The sequence below is a fragment of the Burkholderia sp. 567 genome, assembly GCF_040545115.1.
GTDB lineage: Bacteria > Pseudomonadota > Gammaproteobacteria > Burkholderiales > Burkholderiaceae > Burkholderia > Burkholderia ambifaria.
The window spans coordinates 24137-40508 of record NZ_JBEPLG010000008.1 but is presented as its reverse complement, the minus strand read 5'-3'; the positions used below and the strand labels follow the sequence as shown (position 1 = coordinate 40508).

Annotated in this window: 16 protein-coding genes; 6 read left to right on the top strand and 10 right to left on the bottom strand. The window is 68.7% G+C overall.

Annotated features, from left to right (window positions below):
- Positions 1–139: 139 nt before the first annotated feature.
- From ABIC50_RS22765 to ABIC50_RS22745, 5 genes are all read right to left on the bottom strand, one after another.
- On the bottom strand, positions 140–844 hold the full coding sequence (locus ABIC50_RS22765; protein WP_354166934.1) for a GntR family transcriptional regulator: 705 nt from the start codon (positions 842–844) through the stop codon (positions 140–142).
- A 309-nt stretch (positions 845–1153) separates the two neighbouring features.
- Positions 1154–2092 (bottom strand): muramoyltetrapeptide carboxypeptidase, encoded by a 939-nt coding sequence (gene ldcA, locus ABIC50_RS22760; RefSeq protein ID WP_175655556.1) that lies wholly within the window; start codon positions 2090–2092, stop codon positions 1154–1156.
- 109 nt (positions 2093–2201) lie between these two features.
- A complete protein-coding gene (gene tadA / locus ABIC50_RS22755; protein WP_175762894.1) occupies positions 2202–2783 on the bottom strand; it encodes a tRNA adenosine(34) deaminase TadA in 582 nt (193 codons plus the stop codon).
- Positions 2780–3181, bottom strand: coding sequence for a DnaJ family domain-containing protein (locus ABIC50_RS22750; RefSeq protein ID WP_006760552.1), 402 nt, complete (start codon positions 3179–3181; stop codon positions 2780–2782). Before ABIC50_RS22750 ends, tadA begins: the two co-directional genes overlap by 4 nt.
- A gap of 283 nt (positions 3182–3464) precedes the next feature.
- Positions 3465–4682: an MFS transporter gene (locus ABIC50_RS22745; protein ID WP_354166931.1), complete on the bottom strand. Its 1218-nt coding sequence runs from the start codon at positions 4680–4682 to the stop codon at positions 3465–3467.
- Positions 4683–4995: 313 nt separating this feature from the next.
- On the opposite strand from ABIC50_RS22745, the gene ABIC50_RS22740 reads away from it, so the two are divergent.
- The 5 genes from ABIC50_RS22740 to ABIC50_RS22720 all read left to right on the top strand — a co-directional run bounded on the left by ABIC50_RS22740 (position 4996) and on the right by ABIC50_RS22720 (position 9211).
- Positions 4996–5766: a GntR family transcriptional regulator gene (locus ABIC50_RS22740; protein ID WP_175714883.1), complete on the top strand. Its 771-nt coding sequence runs from the start codon at positions 4996–4998 to the stop codon at positions 5764–5766.
- Complete coding sequence (locus ABIC50_RS22735) at positions 5763–7502, top strand: fumarate reductase/succinate dehydrogenase flavoprotein subunit (protein WP_354166928.1); 1740 nt, start codon at positions 5763–5765, stop codon at positions 7500–7502. The genes ABIC50_RS22740 and ABIC50_RS22735 overlap by 4 nt, the downstream gene beginning before the upstream one ends.
- A gap of 11 nt (positions 7503–7513) precedes the next feature.
- Positions 7514–7759: a 4Fe-4S dicluster domain-containing protein gene (locus ABIC50_RS22730; RefSeq protein ID WP_059943129.1), complete on the top strand. Its 246-nt coding sequence runs from the start codon at positions 7514–7516 to the stop codon at positions 7757–7759.
- 139 nt (positions 7760–7898) lie between these two features.
- Positions 7899–8891 (top strand): HEAT repeat domain-containing protein, encoded by a 993-nt coding sequence (locus ABIC50_RS22725; protein WP_354166926.1) that lies wholly within the window; start codon positions 7899–7901, stop codon positions 8889–8891.
- The gene (locus tag ABIC50_RS22720; protein WP_354166924.1) at positions 8891–9211 is read left to right on the top strand and encodes a gamma-butyrobetaine hydroxylase-like domain-containing protein; all 321 of its coding nucleotides are present in this window, start codon (positions 8891–8893) and stop codon (positions 9209–9211) included. Before ABIC50_RS22725 ends, ABIC50_RS22720 begins: the two co-directional genes overlap by 1 nt.
- 110 nt (positions 9212–9321) lie before the next feature.
- Here ABIC50_RS22720 and guaA read toward each other — a convergent pair whose 3' ends face one another.
- The 5 genes from guaA to ABIC50_RS22695 all read right to left on the bottom strand — a co-directional run bounded on the left by guaA (position 9322) and on the right by ABIC50_RS22695 (position 14997).
- Positions 9322–10941 carry a glutamine-hydrolyzing GMP synthase gene (gene guaA, locus ABIC50_RS22715; protein ID WP_175700498.1) on the bottom strand — a complete coding sequence of 540 codons (1620 nt, stop codon included), beginning with the start codon at positions 10939–10941 and terminating at the stop codon, positions 9322–9324.
- A 107-nt stretch (positions 10942–11048) separates the two neighbouring features.
- On the bottom strand, positions 11049–11648 hold the full coding sequence (locus tag ABIC50_RS22710) for a hypothetical protein (RefSeq protein ID WP_354166921.1): 600 nt from the start codon (positions 11646–11648) through the stop codon (positions 11049–11051).
- Positions 11649–11654: 6 nt separating this feature from the next.
- Entirely contained in the window at positions 11655–13115 is a 1461-nt protein-coding gene (gene guaB / locus ABIC50_RS22705) for an IMP dehydrogenase (protein ID WP_006761441.1), read from the bottom strand.
- A gap of 265 nt (positions 13116–13380) precedes the next feature.
- Positions 13381–14202, bottom strand: coding sequence for a copper chaperone (locus tag ABIC50_RS22700; RefSeq protein WP_354166919.1), 822 nt, complete (start codon positions 14200–14202; stop codon positions 13381–13383).
- A gap of 30 nt (positions 14203–14232) precedes the next feature.
- Positions 14233–14997, bottom strand: a complete 765-nt coding sequence (locus ABIC50_RS22695) for a DUF899 domain-containing protein (protein WP_354166917.1) — start codon at positions 14995–14997, stop codon at positions 14233–14235.
- A gap of 113 nt (positions 14998–15110) precedes the next feature.
- Between ABIC50_RS22695 and ABIC50_RS22690 the strand changes: the two genes are divergently transcribed.
- On the top strand, positions 15111–16331 hold the full coding sequence (locus ABIC50_RS22690; RefSeq protein WP_354166914.1) for a helix-turn-helix domain-containing protein: 1221 nt from the start codon (positions 15111–15113) through the stop codon (positions 16329–16331).
- Positions 16332–16372: the final 41 nt, after the last annotated feature.

The following is a 16372-nucleotide window of genomic DNA, read 5'->3' as shown; positions in this document are numbered from 1 at the left end:
TGACGCGGCCGCCCGGCCGCTCCACCGTCATCGATATCGCTCCGGATCGTCGCCCGGAGTCGGACTGGCGGCCGGCGGCGCAAACCGCCGGCCTGCATTGCTCTCGTCGTGTGGCGCGCGGGCCGGTTCGCGTCGCCGCTCAGGCGCCGCCGAACACTTCGCGCAAATCGACCTGCCCTTGCGCGGGCCGGTCCAGCATCTTCAGTTCGACATGCTGCAGGTGGTGCGCCATCAGCGTCACCGCCCGCTTCGGATCCCCCGCTTCCAGCGCGCTCAGGATCTCGTCGTGGTCGTCGCACGAGCACGGGCTGCGTCCGTGCGATTCGTACAGCGCCGACATCAGCGTCGAGCGTGCGACGAGCCCGTCGAGGCACTCGCAGAGCGTCGCATTGCCCGTCAGCGCTGCGAGCGCCGTATGGAATTCGCCCGACAGGCGGATCCACGCCGCGAAATCGTGCCGCTCGAACGCCTTGCGTTCCTTGTCGATCAGCACGGCGACGCCCTTCAGCCGCTTCGCGCCCGGCCCCGTCGCGAGCCGCTCGACGACGGCCAGCTCGATGATCCGGCGCATCTCGAACACCTCGTGCACGTCCTGCAGCGTCGGACTCGCGACGAACGCACCGCGGTTCGGCTCGAGATCGACCAGCTTGTCGGCCGCGAGCAGAGCGAGCGCCTGCCGGATCGTCCCGCGCTTCACGCTGAACACGTCGCAGAGCTGCGCCTCCGTCAGCTTCGCGCCGGGCGCGAGCCGATGCTCGAGGATCGCGGTGCGGATCCGCTCGGCGATCGCTTCGGGGCCGGCTGTGCCGGACGCATGGGAATCGGGCTCGTTCATGATCTGCATCGTGTGATGGTCCTCATCCTAGGATGGACATAAAGATTGTCAACAATTCTTTTCTCGAAATGCGCACAATCCGTGTGCACGCGGTCGCGCCAGATCCGTGCGCGGCGCACGAAAGTCAGGCACGGCAAGCATTTCAGGCTTATTCAAGGCGGATCACGGCGTATACCCTTCCGGCTATTTTGTTGACAAAAATGGTGCATGCCATAAGACAAGCCCGATCGGCGGCGATGAAAATTTGCGACCGTTAGTTGCGCATATACCCAAAGAAAAGGCGGGAAAACCCCCGCCTTTCGATGGTGCCTGTCCGGCTTAGCCGAGATGCGGATAGTCCGACAGCGTAAGCCGGAAACCGTGCGCATTCGCGACGAGCTGCGCGTGCGCGCCGAACGGCAGCGTCAGCAGGTCGGGCACGTGACCGAACTGCAGCCCCGTGACGACCGGGATGCCGATCACCGAGCGCACCTGGTCGATCATCGCCTGCATGTCGTAGCCGTTGTCGTAGTCGAACGGCCGCGCGCCCGTGAACTGCCCGAGCACGAGCGCCTGCTGGCGCGCGAGCAACCCCGACAGATGCAGCTGGTAGATCATCCGTTCGATCCGGAACGGCTGCTCGTTGACGTCCTCGATGAACAGGATGCCGCCTTCGATATCGGGCATGTACGGCGTGCCGACGAGCGACGTCAGGATCGCGAGATTGCCGCCCCACAGCGTGCCCGTCACGTTCACGGTCTGCACCTGCGGCGCTTCGGTGATGATCGTCGTGGTCGGCTGCGACAGCGTCTGCCAGAAGTGTTGCATCGTGAAGTCGCTCAGCGTTTCCGCGCCGAAGTCGGCCGACAGCATCGGGCCGCCGAAGGTCTTGATGCGCGCCTTCGCGTACAGCGCGAGCTGGATCGCGGTGAAGTCGCTGTGCCCCACCAGCGCAATCGGCTGGTCGCGCAGGCGGCGCTCGAGCCCGCGATAGTCGAGCCCGTGCAGGATGCGGGCGGCACCGTAGCCGCCGCGCACCGCGAGCCCGATGTCCGGCAGCGCGCGCTCCGGATCCGCCAGGCGATTCAGGTCGCCTGCCCGCTCGCCGTCGGTCCCGCCGAAACGCTGAAAGCGGCGCTGCGTCGCCTCGATGTTCTCGATGCGCTGCTGCGCGCCGCTCAGGCGTTCGAGCGCGCGATTGATCGCGTCGGGATCGTGCGGATAACCGGACGGCGCCAGCAGGCGGATGGTGTAGGACGCGGCGGGCTGGAAGGACATGGCGGAAGGGTTCAGGGTCGTCAAACCTGCTTAGAGGGTCCGAACCGTCTCGGGTTCACGGAACCGGGCAGCCCGCCCCGCTTCGGGGAACGGGCGCGTTCGGGGGCGCTTATGACGCGCCGGCTTCGGCGTCGCGAGCGAGCCGCGCTTCACGCAGCGCGCGGCGGCGTTCCGCGAAGAACGACTTCAGCGCGGCGCCGCACTCGTCGGCGAGCACGCCGCCGGTCACCTCGGTATGGTGGTTGAGCTGCGGATTCGCGAACGCGTCGATCACGCTGCCGCATGCGCCCGTCTTCGGATCGGCGGCGCCGTAGACGACCCGTGCGATGCGGGCGTGCATGATCGCGCCCGCGCACATCAGGCATGGCTCGAGCGTCACGTACAGCTCGCAGCCGGGCATTCGGTAATTCTGCAGATGCTGCGCGGCCATGCGCAGCGCGGCCATTTCCGCATGGGCCGACGGGTCGTGCCCGCCGATCGGATGATTGAAGCCGCGCGCGATCACCTCGTCGCCGCACACCAGCACGGCGCCGACCGGCACTTCACCGGCCGCGCGCGCCTCTTCGGCCGCGGCCTGCGCGAGACGCATGAAATGCAGGTCGCGCGCCGACACGGGTGCGGCTTCGGGAACGGGAGAATCGGTAGAGGCTGCGGATCCGGCTGCCGCGTCGTGCAGCGCGTCGACGCTCACATCGGCCCCGCTTCGGCGGGCATGTCGTCGAGCCCGCGTTCGCAGAGGCGCTCCGCGATGCGCCGGCAATAGTCGCGCGGCATCACCATCGGGCCGCCGCGCAGCGATTCGAGCGCCATGTCGAGCGCGAGGATCTTCGCCTGCAGCCGGCAGCGCGCGGCGCGGTCGCTGACCGCCTGCAGTTCGTCCTGCAGATTGCGCAGCGCGCGCAGTTGCTCGACAGCCGGCGGCACGAAGCCCGCGTTCTTCAGGATACGGTTGGCCACCCGCACCTCCTCGGGTACGAGCAGGTCGTCATCCAGCGCCTGCGGCGCGCCGGTACCCGGCAAATCGTCGAACTCGCCCCGCGCGGCGGCGGCGGCGATTCGTTGTTCGACCAGTGCGTCAAGCAGTCTCATCAGTCATTCGGAACAATGCGGCAGCCGAATTCTAGCAGGGTGACGCGCGTATGACAGGCCATTCGAACGGATGCTCGATATTGTGGTTTTAGGGGCCGAATCGGCGCGCATGCATGCCGATCGGCGCGACTTGCCGCTGTGCTGCGCCGCAGCAGGCTTCGCGAGGATTTGGCGCGAGTCTGGCCTGATTTGTGCATGCGCCGCCGCCCCCGCTTTTTTTATTTTCGTCGGCGCGAACCAGCAGTCGTCATCCCGCCGAAATCGCCATTTCGGGGCAGCCAGGTCACGCGGCGACCGGCTGCGAGCGCTCCTTGGGAAACGGCCGGAACATCATCGCGACGAGGAACGCGCCGATGCCGATCGCGAACGATCCGAGGTACAGCCAGCCGTAGCTGCCCAGCGCATCGACGATCAGACCGCCGGCGACGGGCCCCGCCGCCATCCCAAGGCTGCCGGCCATCGCGCAGCCGCCGATCACGGTGCCCATCATCCGCAGCGGGAAGTTCTCGCGCGCGAGAACCGCATAGAGCGGCATCACGCCCGCATAGATGAAGCCGAACAGCGTCGCGACCACGTAGAACCCGTCCAGCGTGCGCACGAAGTAATAGCCGAGCGCGCCCAGCGCCTGCGCGAGCAGCCCCGCCACCAGCATGCGCTTCGCGCCGAGGCGGTCGCCCAGCAGCCCGAACGCGATGCGTCCGCCCATGCCGGCGAGCCCCTCGACGCTGTAGATCGACACCGCGGCGATCAGCGGGATCCCGCAGGTCACCGCGTAGCTGACCGTATGGAAGATCGGGCCGGAGTGCGTCGCGCAGCAGAAGAAGTTGGTCAGCAGCAGCACGAGGAACTGCGGCGAGCGCAACGCGCCGCCGACCGACAGCGGCGCGGTCGCGGGCCCGCCTGCCGGCGTCGGCCCGGCGGGCGGCACATCGAGCGCGGGCGCACGGCGCACGAGCAGCGACGCCGGAATCATCACGACGGCGGCCAGCGCGGCGATCGCCAGCATCGACGTGCGCCAGTCGTGGCCCGACACGAGCCAGGCCGCGAGCGGCGACATCGTCATCGGCGCCATGCCCATGCCGGCCGACACCAGCGATACCGCGAGGCTGCGGTGCGTGTCGAACCAGCCGGTCACGCAAGCCATCATCGGCGCGAACACCGCGGCCGTCGCACTGCCGACGGCCAGCCCGAAAATCAGCTGGAACGCGAGCAGCGACGGTGCACGGCTCGCGAGCGCGAGGCTCGCCGACAGCAGCACGGCGCCCGTCACGACCACCGCGCGCGTGCCGATGCGGTCCGACAGGCTGCCCCAACCGATGCTCGCGAAAGCCATCGCGATGAAGCCGAGCGTCATCGCGGCGGAAATGCCGGTCATCGACCAGCCGGTGTCGCGTGCAATGGCCCGCAGGAACACGGGCAGCGAGAACATCGCGCCGATCGCGATGCAGCCCATCAGGCCGCCCGCGGCGACGATCACCCAGCGATAGCGGGAATCAGGCATCTGGTCTCTCCTTTCTCTTCGTCGTACAGGCATCGATGAGGAACCGGACCGCGGCCGCCCGGCCAGCCCGGTCGATATCAACACGACGAACGGCGTGCCGGCAAATCGACACGCACGACGCCGGGCCGCGTGAATGTCCGATCGTCGGCCGGTACTCGGATTTGAGCGACCGACAAGGGGCAGATCCCGACGCGCATCGGTCGCGCCGCCACCCCCCTTTTCCTGAATCGGAAAGTCGAAATCAGAAATCGTTGGTTGGGACGCGCAAGCGCGCTCACTACACTCGAGCCATCTTGTCATAACAAGTTGACCGATGACCCCACCCAACGTCGTGCCGCTGTCGGCCGCCCCGCTCTACGTGCAGATCAAGGACACGCTGCGCGCACGGATCCTCGACGGCTCCTATGCGCCGCACAGCCGGATGCCGTCCGAGCACGAACTGTGCGCGATGTTCGACGTGAGCCGCATCACCGTGCGCCAGGCGCTCGGCGATCTGCAGAAGGAAGGCCTGCTGTTCAAGTTGCACGGCAAGGGCACCTTCGTGTCGAAGCCGAAGGCGTTCCAGAACGTGACGTCGCTGCAGGGCTTCGCCGAGGCGATGTCGTCGATGGGCTACGAGATCGTCAACCAGCTGCGCAGCGTTCGCACCGTGAAAGCCGACCGTCATCTCGCGACGAAGCTGAACGTGCCGGAAGGCGCGCCGCTCGTCGAGATCCACCGCGTGCGGCTGCTCAACCGCGAGCCCGTGTCGCTCGAGCAGACGTGGGTGCCCGAGGCGCTCGGCAAGCGGCTCGCGGGCGCGGATCTCGCGACCCGCGACATCTTCCTGATCCTCGAGAACGACTGCGGCGTGCCGCTCGGCCACGCCGACGTCTCGATCGACGCGATCCTCGCCGACGATGACATCGTCGATGCGCTGCGCGTCGAGGAAAGCAGCCCCGTGCTGCGGATCGAGCGCCTGACGCACGACGCGTCGGGCACGCCGATCGACTACGAACACCTGTACTTCCGCGGCGACGCCTTCCAGTACCGGTTGCGCATCGATCGGCAGAAGGCGCTCCAACCTGCAAGGAACCCGCAATGAATACCCATGTACTCGAATACGACATCGTCGTGGTCGGTGGCGGCACGGCCGGCCCGATGGCCGCGATCAAGGCCAAGGAGCGCGACCCGTCGCTGCGCGTGCTGCTGCTGGAGAAGGCCAACGTGAAACGCAGCGGCGCGATCTCGATGGGGATGGACGGCCTGAACAACGCGGTGATCCCCGGCCATGCGACGCCCGAGCAGTACACGCGCGAGATCACGATCGCCAACGACGGGATCGTCGACCAGGAAGCCGTCTATGCGTATGCGACGCACAGCTTCGCGACGATCGAGCAGCTCGACCGCTGGGGCGTGAAGTTCGAAAAGGACGGCACCGGCGACTACGCGGTGAAGAAGGTCCACCACATGGGTTCGTACGTGCTGCCGATGCCGGAAGGACACGACATCAAGAAGGTGCTGTACCGGCAGCTGAAGCGCGCGCGCATCGCGATCACGAACCGGATCGTCGCGACGCGCGTGCTGACCGATGCGCAGGGCCGCGCGAGCGGCGTGCTCGGCTTCGACTGCCGCACCGCCGATTTTCACGTGATCCGCGCGAAGGCCGTGATCCTGTGCTGCGGCGCGGCCGGCCGTCTCGGGCTGCCGGCCTCCGGCTACCTGATGGGCACGTACGAGAACCCGACCAACGCGGGCGACGGCTACGCGATGGCGTATCACGCGGGCGCGGCGCTCGCGAACCTCGAGTGCTTCCAGATCAACCCGCTGATCAAGGACTACAACGGCCCGGCCTGCGCGTACGTGACGGGCCCGCTCGGCGGCTTCACCGCGAACGGCAAGGGCGAACGCTTCATCGAGTGCGACTACTGGAGCGGCCAGATGATGTGGGAGTTCTACCAGGAACTGCAAAGCGGCAACGGTCCGGTGTTCCTGAAGCTCGACCACCTCGCCGAGGAAACGATCCAGACCATCGAGCAGATCCTGCACACGAACGAGCGGCCGAGCCGCGGCCGCTTCCATGCGGGACGCGGCACCGACTACCGGCGCCAGATGGTCGAGATGCACATCTCCGAGATCGGTTTCTGCAGCGGCCACAGCGCGTCCGGCGTGTACGTGAACGCGCGCGCGGAAACGACCGTGCCGGGTCTCTACGCGGCCGGCGACATGGCGGCCGTCCCGCACAACTACATGCTCGGCGCGTTCACCTACGGCTGGTTCGCCGGGCAGAACGCCGCCGACTACGTGGCCGGCCGCGCTCACGCGCCGGTGGACGACGAACAGGTCGCCGCCGAACGCACGCGCGTGCTCGCGCCGCTCACGCGCGAGCGCGGCCTCGCGCCGGCGCAGGTCGAATACAAGCTGCGCCGCATGGTGAACGACTATCTTCAGCCACCGCAGGTGACGCGCAAGATGGAAATCGGCTTGCAACGTTTTGACGGAATTACTGAGGATATCGAAGAAATCAAGGCGAATCACCCGCATGAACTGATGCGCGCGGCCGAAGTGCGCGCGATCCGCGACTGCGCCGAGATGGCCGCGCGGGCGTCGCTGTTCCGCACCGAGAGCCGCTGGGGACTGTATCACCATCGCGTCGACTTCCCGCATCGCAATGACGCCGACTGGTTCTGCCACACCTGGCTGCGCAAAAGCGTCGACGGCACGATGCGCAGCGAGAAGCGGTCGGTCGAACCCTACGTCGTGCCGCTCGCCGACGACGAACGCAGCGCGTACGCGCAGTTGCGCATCCGCGAACCGGCCGCACGCGCGGCCGCCCTTTGAGGAACCTTGCCATGCCCCATACCCCGCACGACATCCTCCTGCGCAGCAGCGCGCCCGTGACGATCGACGAGGACCGCTGCATCGCCGACAAGGGCTGCACCGTCTGCGTCGACGTGTGCCCGCTCGACCTGCTCGCGATCGACGTGACCAAGGGCAAGGCGTACATGCAGTTCGACGAATGCTGGTACTGCATGCCATGCGAACGCGATTGCCCGACCGGCGCGGTCAAGGTGGACATTCCTTACCTGCTGCGCTGATCCCGCGCGCCGCCGGCGCGGCGCTTTCCCACTACCGTGCTCACGACACATGAAACCTGCGCTGCGCGTGCGTCGACATCCAGCGCCACTGCCTGGCATTGCTTGACCTCACGCTCCTGACTGCTCCGAGTTTTCGCCCATGACCGTTTCTTCCCCTGCTTTCCCGCCGCCCGGCGCACACGATTCCGACCATGCCTCGCTCGTCTCACGCGTTGCTGCAGCCGATGCATCGGTGCGCCGCATTGCGCTGCTCGAACTCGCCGATCTCGAGGATCCCGAGTTCGTGCCGACCTTCGTTGCGGCGCTGCGCGACGATCCGTCCGCGGACGTGCGCGGCGAAGCCGCACGCGTGCTTGCCGCGTGGGAACAACCCGATGTCGTCGACGCGCTGTGCCGTGCGCTGCTCGACCCCGACGACGGCGTGCGCGCGCTCGCCGCGCAAGGCCTGTCCGAACTGAAGGACGTCGCGTCGGGCGCCGTGCTGTGCCGCTGGGCCGAACACGCCGAACCGTTCGTGCGCGTCGCCGTGCTGCGCGGCTTGCGCGAACTGCGCGATCCCGCCGCGTTCGCGCCGGCGCTGCGCGCGCTCGACGCGCCCGTGGCGGCCGTGCGCGCCGAGGCTGTCGCCGTGCTCGGCTGGCTCAAGGACGCGCGCGCACTGCCGCCGCTCGCGCGCATCGCAACCACCGACACGCATGCGGACGTGCGGCGCATCGCGATCGGAGCGGTGGGATTCGCGGCGCCCGGCGACGCGGCCGTCGTCACCGCGTTGCTGGCGGCGCTGCGCGACGCCGCATGGCAGGTACGCGAGGAAGCCGCCGCGACGCTCGGCAAGCTGCGTGTCGCGGCCGCACGCGCCCAGCTCGTCGCCGCGCTCGACGACGATTACTGGCAGGTGCGCTTGCGTGCGGTGCGCGCACTGGGGCAATTGCGCGACGCGGCTGCGGCGCCGGCCATCGTCGGGCTGCTGTCGCATGCGATCAGCAACCTGCGCAAGGAGGCGGCGCTCGCGCTTGGCGAACTGCGCGATTCGGCGACGCTGCCCGCGCTGCGCGACGCCCTTGACGATCGCGATCCCGAGGTGCGCAAGGCCGTGCGGATCGCGATCGCGCAGGTCGGAGATGACGCGTGATGACGATGCCGACTGAAATCCGCGTCGATCATGCGGCGCGTGCGTTGGTGCTGCGCTGGCCGGATGGCGACACGCAACGCATCGGCTACGCGCGGTTGCGCAGCGATTGCCCGTGCGCCGCTTGCCGGAAGATCCGTCTCGGTGGCGGTCGGGTCGACGCGCAACCCGGTCTGACGCTGGACGGCGTGGAAGCGGCCGGCTACGGCATCCGCCTGTTGTTCGGCGACGGTCATGCACGCGGCATCTATCCGTGGCCGTATCTGGCGGAACTCGGTAAAGACGGGGCGGATGCGAGCGCGTGCTTGTCGACGCAGCCGTGAGATGCCAGCACGGCTCGCACGGCACAAAAAAACGCCCGGCAGGTTCCCCTGCCGGGCGTTCGCATCATCCGATGCCGTGATTGGCTACCGAGGCACGCCTCGGCGCCGCATCACTCCCACTCAATCGTCGCCGGCGGCTTCCCCGAGATGTCGTACACCACACGGTTGATCCCGCGCACCTCGTTGATGATCCGGTTCGACGCGCGGCCGAGCAGCGCGTACGGCAGGTGCGCCCAGTGCGCGGTCATGAAATCGGTGGTCTGCACCGCGCGCAGCGACGTCACGTAGTCGTACGTGCGGCCATCGCCCATCACGCCGACCGACTTCACCGGCAGGAACACCGCGAACGCCTGGCTCGTCAGGTCGTACCAGGTCTTGCCGACGTCGGCCTCGCCGCACAGGCCGGCTGCCGCGTCCTGCGCCGTCGCGGTCGTGCCGCGCAGTTCCTCGATGAAGATCGCATCCGCGCGACGCAGCAAGTCCGCGTATTCGCGCTTCACTTCGCCGAGGATCCGCACGCCGAGGCCCGGGCCCGGGAACGGATGGCGGTACACCATCTCCGGCGGCAGGCCGAGCGCGACGCCCAGCTCGCGCACTTCGTCCTTGAACAGGTCGCGCAGCGGTTCGAGCAGCTTCAGGCCCAGCGTTTCCGGCAGGCCACCGACGTTGTGGTGGCTCTTGATCGTCGTCGCCTTCTTCGTCTTCGTGCCGCCCGACTCGACCACGTCCGGATAGATCGTGCCCTGTGCGAGCCACTTCGCCTTCGACAGCTTCTGCGCTTCGGCCTGGAACACCTCGACGAATTCGCGGCCGATGATCTTGCGCTTCGCTTCCGGATCGGTCACACCGGTCAGGTGGCCGAGGAACTGCTCGGATGCGTCGACGTGCACGACCTTCGCATGCAGGCGGCCCTCGAACATGTCGAGCACCATCTTGCCCTCGTTCAGGCGCAGCAGGCCGTGGTCGACGAACACGCAGGTCAGCTGGTCACCGATCGCGCGGTGGATCAGCGCAGCCGCGACGCTCGAATCGACGCCGCCCGACAGGCCGAGAATCACTTCCTCGTCACCGACCTGCTCACGAATCTTCGCGACGGCTTCCTCGATGTGGTTGCTCATGATCCAGTCGGGCTTCGCGCCGGCGATCTGCAGCACGAAGCGTTCGATGATCTGGCGGCCCTTCACCGTGTGCGTGACTTCCGGGTGGAACTGCACCGCGTAGTAGCCGCGCGCCTCGTCGGCCATGCCGGCGATCGGGCAGCTCGGTGTCGACGCCATCAGCGCGAAGCCCGGCGGCAGCTCGGCCACCTTGTCGCCATGGCTCATCCAGACCTTCAGCATGCCGTGGCCTTCGGCCGTCGTGAAATCCTCGATGCCGTCGAGCAGGCGCGTATGGCCGTGCGCGCGCATTTCCGCGTAGCCGAATTCGCGGTGGTCGCTCCACTCGACCTTGCCGCCGAGCTGCACTGCCATCGTCTGCATGCCGTAGCAGATGCCGAGCACCGGCACGCCGAGATCCCAAACGGCCTGCGGCGCGCGCAGTTGGTGGTCTTCATACGTGCTCGCGTGGCTGCCCGACAGGATCACCGCCTTCGGCGCGAACTCGCGGACGAAGTCGTCGGACACGTCGTTCGGGTGGATTTCGCAGTAGACGTGCGCTTCGCGCACGCGGCGCGCGATCAGTTGGGTGACTTGCGAACCGAAGTCGAGAATCAGGATTTTGTCGTGCATGGCTGCGGACGGGATGAAGAGAATAAGAAAAGCAGCGCATGAAGCGCTGCGTCAATAACATGGACAACGGCGTCGGGCGGCAGGCGGCTCGCGCGACGCATCGCCGGTCAATCCCGCGACGGCGGGCGCGCGTCGAATGCGACGCTGCCTGACAATCGGTCGGCTGCGGCCGGCGTGGCTGCCGCGGCGGGCGCCGCAGGCGCGACCGGCCGGCTGACGACCGGTTCGACCCGCTGCTGCGGTGCGGACGCCGGCGCCGGTTCGGCCGGACGCTTCGCGTCGCGGGTCTCGAGCACCAGCGCCTTCTCGCGCCGCCGCACGGCCGATGCGAGCCGCACGCCGCCGAGGCCGAGCACGATCAGCGCAATACCGGCCAGCGCCGACAGCACGCGGCCGGCGGCCGCGAGCGCGGGACCGTTGCCGGTGCCGAACGACCACACGACCGTCAGCACGCCGATCAGCCAGTTCACATGACCGACCACGCGCGCGACGGGCGTCGTGAGTTCGCCGTTGACCGCCGCATGGAACGCGAGCCACGCGAGCCCGAGCAGCGCGATGCCGAACGCCTGGCCGAGCATCGCCGGCTGGATGTTCGCGAGTTGGAGCGCATTGAACAGCGCCTGCCAGGGTGTCAGCACGAACAGCACGCCGAACCCCAGCAGCAGCATGGCATCGACGATCAGCACGGCTCGCAGCAGCGGTTTCATCGGCGCTTAGTCCACGTGGTAGTTCGGTGCTTCCTTCGTGATCTGCACGTCGTGCACGTGCGACTCGCGCATGCCCGCCGCGGTGATCTGGACGAATTCGGCCTTGTCGTGCAGCTCGTCGATCGTGCGGCAGCCGCAGTAGCCCATGCTCGCACGCACGCCGCCGACCAGCTGGAACAGGATCGCGTTGACCGAGCCCTTGTACGCGACGCGGCCTTCGATGCCTTCCGGCACGAGCTTGTCGATGTTCGCGGAGTTGTCCTGGAAGTAGCGGTCCGCCGCGCCGTCCTTCATCGCGCCGACCGAACCCATGCCGCGATACGACTTGTACTGACGGCCCTGATACAGGAACACGTCGCCCGGCGCCTCTTCGGTGCCCGCGAACATGCTGCCCATCATCACCGCGTTCGCGCCGGCCGCGAGGGCCTTCGACACGTCGCCCGAGAAACGCACGCCACCATCGGCGATGCACGGCACGCCGGTGCCCTTCAGCGCTTCCGACACGTTCGCGATCGCGCTGATCTGCGGCACGCCGACGCCCGCGACGATCCGCGTCGTGCAGATCGAGCCCGGGCCGATACCGACCTTGACCGCGTCCGCGCCGTATTCGACGAGCGCCTTCGCGGCAGCGGCCGTCGCGATGTTGCCGCCGATCACCTCGACGTGCGGGAAGTTCTGCTTGACCCAGCGCACGCGCTCCAGCACGCCCTTGCTGTGACCATGCGCGGTATCGACGACGATCACGTCGACGCCGGCCTGCACCAGCAGCTCGACGCGCTCTTCGTTGTCGGGGCCGACGCCGACCGCCGCGCCTGCGCGCAGCTTGCCGTGTTCGTCCTTGCACGCATCCGGGTGTTCGGTCTGCTTCGTGATGTCCTTGACGGTCATCAGGCCGCGCAGTTCGAACGCGTCGTTGACGACCAGCACGCGCTCGAGGCGGTGGCTGTGCATCAGCGCCTTCGCTTCGGCGAGCGGCGTGCCTTCCTTGACCGTGACGAGACGCTCGCGCGGCGTCATGATCGACTTGACCGGTTCGTCGAGGCGCGATTCGAAACGCAGGTCGCGGTTCGTGACGATGCCGACGAGTTGCGGGCCTTCGACGACCGGGAAGCCCGAGATGCCATGCTGACGCGACAGCGCGATCACGTCGCGCACCTTCATCTGCGGCGGGACCGTGATCGGGTCGCGCACGACGCCCGATTCGAAACGCTTGACTTTCGCGACCTCGCGGGCCTGCTCGGCCGGCGTGAGGTTCTTGTGGACGATACCCACACCACCCTGCTGCGCCATCGCGATCGCGAGGCGACCTTCGGTGACCGTGTCCATCGCGGCGGACACGAGCGGCATGTTCAGGGAGATGTTGCGGGTCAGCTTGGTCTTCAGGCTGGTGTCACGCGGGAGAACGTCGGAGAAGGCGGGAACGAGGAGCACGTCATCGAAAGTGAGTGCTTTTTGGATCAGACGCATGGCAAATCCTATGGGCGCAAAAGCGAATTATACGCGAAGCGCTGCGAATTTTCACAACACGAACAACGGGTTAGCCGCCTTCGAGCGTTCGGGGGCCGAATCGTTCGGATCGCCGTTCGGTTCGTTTTCGATCGCTTTTCGTTTCACCCGGGCATCGACCCATTCGCGCAGCCGGCCGGGATTCGGGCCGAGCGCGCGTCGTTGCCGTACGACGCGGCAACCGACGGCGCCCCCGCTCGATGCGCGTTGGCGGCCGCGAGCACCGCTAGGCGAGCCCCGCCGCGGCGCACGCGATCATCATTGCGCCGGCGCCGGTCGCGACGCCTCCGACGATCCGCGCGAGGCGCTCGCCGGCGGGAACCAGCCGCTCGGCGGCGATGGCCACCGTCACGACGGCCATCACGCGGAGATCCATCATGCCGGCCGCCAGTGCAACGGCCATCAGGTTCCCGCAGCACGCGCCGCACCGCAGCGCGGCCCGCACGCCGTGCCGCCACGCGGCGCCGGCCCCTGCCCGCCGCGCACCTTCGTCATCGGGTGCATGCCGGCAGCAGGCCAGCCGGCGCATCTTCCAGCCGGAAAACTGCAGCACGCCGGCGCCAAGCATGACCGCGCCGGCCGCAAACGGCATTGCGGCAGCGAGTGCGAAGAGCCGCGTGGCGGCCGCCGCCAACGCAGCGCCGACGGGAAACACCACCGCACCGATGGCCATCCACACCGAGAAATACCCGGCGCCCGCAATCGCGACGAACCCTGCCGCACGCGCGTCGCCCACCGGGCCGAGGCTTTGCCGGTATCGCCAGAGCACCGGCGCCAGCACCGGCAGCATCATCGTCACCGTCATCGCGCCCCACATGCCGGCGAACCCGGCGAACGCGTGCCCTGCCCGCCATCCGCACGGCCTGAGCCACCCGGCCGACAGCGTCCAGCCACCCGCCATCGGCATGCCGCCGATCGCATCCATCGACGCGTGCTGCGCGAGCGTCGCCCACACGGCGGCGGCGAACACCGCGGCGAGTGCGGCGCCCAACGCGAGCCGGCCGCCGCCCGCAGCGCCGGTCGCAGCCGGTTTCGTCGCGATGCCCATCACGCGCTCCCGTTGCCGCTCGACCCGCGCTCAACCGCGTGCGTATTCGTCATGGCGACGCCACCACACGCCGGTCTCGTTGCGCCCGAGCGGCGCGCGATCGAGCCACTGGTACATGCCCCACAGTCCGTCGAGCCCGCGCGCGTAGGTCGAATACGTGTGATAGACGACGCCGTCCTCGCGCACGAACGCGCTCATCCCTGGCCGGTCGCGCGAGTACGTAGCGGCGTCGGTGCCGCACGTCGCCGCGAACTGCGCGACGGCGGCCGGCGGCGGGTCCATGTCCATCGCGTGGCCGGCCCGTGCGTAGTTGTATTCGACGTCGCCCGCGCGCTGCTGCGCTTCGGTGAACGACACGTTGAAGTCGAAATTGAAGTCTCCGCCGTCCGACGACGCCCACGGAAAGCGCCAGCCCATCCGCTGCCGGTACGCGAGCAGCTTCGCGAGCGGCGCGCGCGACACCGCGGCGAGCGTGACGTCGTGGTTCGCGAGGTGGACCGCAAAGCCGTCGAAGCCATCGGCCAGCGCCGAGCACGACGGGCAGCCGGCCTTGTAGTCGGGGCCGAACATGAAGTGATAGACGAGCAGTTGCGAGCGGCCGCCGAACAGATCGTCGAGCGTCGCCGGGCCGTGCTCGGTATCGAACCGGTAGGTCTTGTCGACGCGCACCCACGGCAGCGCCTGGCGCCGCCGCGCGAGCTCGTCGCTCTGCCGTGTCAGTGCCTTTTCCGCGTCGAGCAGCGCGCGGCGTGCAGCCAGCCATTCGGTGCGTGTTCCGGTGAGATGGTTCGTCATTGCGGGTTCCTCCTTGGGACAGGGATCCGGGCACGGCGCATCTGCCGTGTGCGTGGTGCTAGATTAGGGCCGGGCATCGGACGGCAGGGAGTGACAACTGTGTCGGGATTCGGATGGATTCGCTGATCACGGCCGCGGCACGCGCGCTCGCGGCGGGCGACCCGCTCGGCGCGCTGAACCGCGTCGCGCTGCGCGACGACGCGCCGGCGCTCGCGTTGCGCGGCATCGCGATGGCGCAACTCGGCGACTTCGAGCGTGCGCGGGCGCTCGTGCGGGGCGCGGCTCGCGCATTCGGCGCGAAAGAGGCCGTCGCGCGGGCGCGCTGCGTCGTCGCGGAAGCCGAGATCGCGCTGGCGTCGCGGGATCTCGGCTGGCCGTCGCGGTCGCTCGACGCTGCCTGCGCGACGCTCGACGCGCACGGCGACCACGCGAACGCCGCGCATGCGCGCTATCTCGTCGTGCGCCGGCTGCTGCTGATCGGGCACGTCGACGACGCCGAACGCCGGCTCGCGAGCCTCGATCCCGCACCGCTACCGGCCGCGTCGCGCGCGGCGCACGAACTGATCGCGGCCGGCATCGCGATGCGCCGCATCCGCCCGCACGCGGCGCGCCTGGCGCTCGCCCGTGCGCGCGCGGCCGCACGGGACGCCGGCATCGCCGCGCTGACGGCCGAAGTCGACACGGCCGCGCGCGTGCTCGATACGCCGGCCGCGCGGCTCATTGCGCGCGGCGCGTCGCGGCTCGTGCTGCTCGACGAGGTCGAGGCGCTGCTGGAATCGAACACACTCGTCGTCGATGCATGCCGCCACGCGGTGCGCGACGCGCGCACGACCGTGTCGCTCGCGCGCCGCCCGGTGCTGTTCGTGCTCGCCCGCCTGCTCGGCGAGGCATGGCCCGGCGACGTGTCGAGAAACGCACTCGTCGCCGCGGCGTTTCGCGCGAAACACGCGGACGAATCGCATCGCGCCCGCCTGCGCGTCGAGATCGGCCGCCTGCGCGCGATGCTGCGGCCGCTCGCGAACGTCACCGCGACGCCGCACGGCTTCGCGCTCGAACCGCTCGGCCCGCGCGAGACCGTCGTGCTCGCGCGCCCCGTCGACGACCGCCACGCGGCCGTGCTCGCGCTGCTCGCGGACGGCGAGGCGTGGTCGAGTTCCGCTCTCGCCCTCGCGCTCGGTGCGAGCCAGCGCACCGTCCAGCGTGCGCTCGACACACTCGCCGAAGCGGACAAGGTGCAGGCGCTCGGCCGCGGTCGCGCGCGTCGCTGGATGACGCCGCCGCTGCCCGGTTTCGCGACGACCTTGTTACTCCCCGCGCCGCTGCCGGGCGACTAGGATGGGTACACCAACGACGAGGCGACAGACTTGACGTCCTC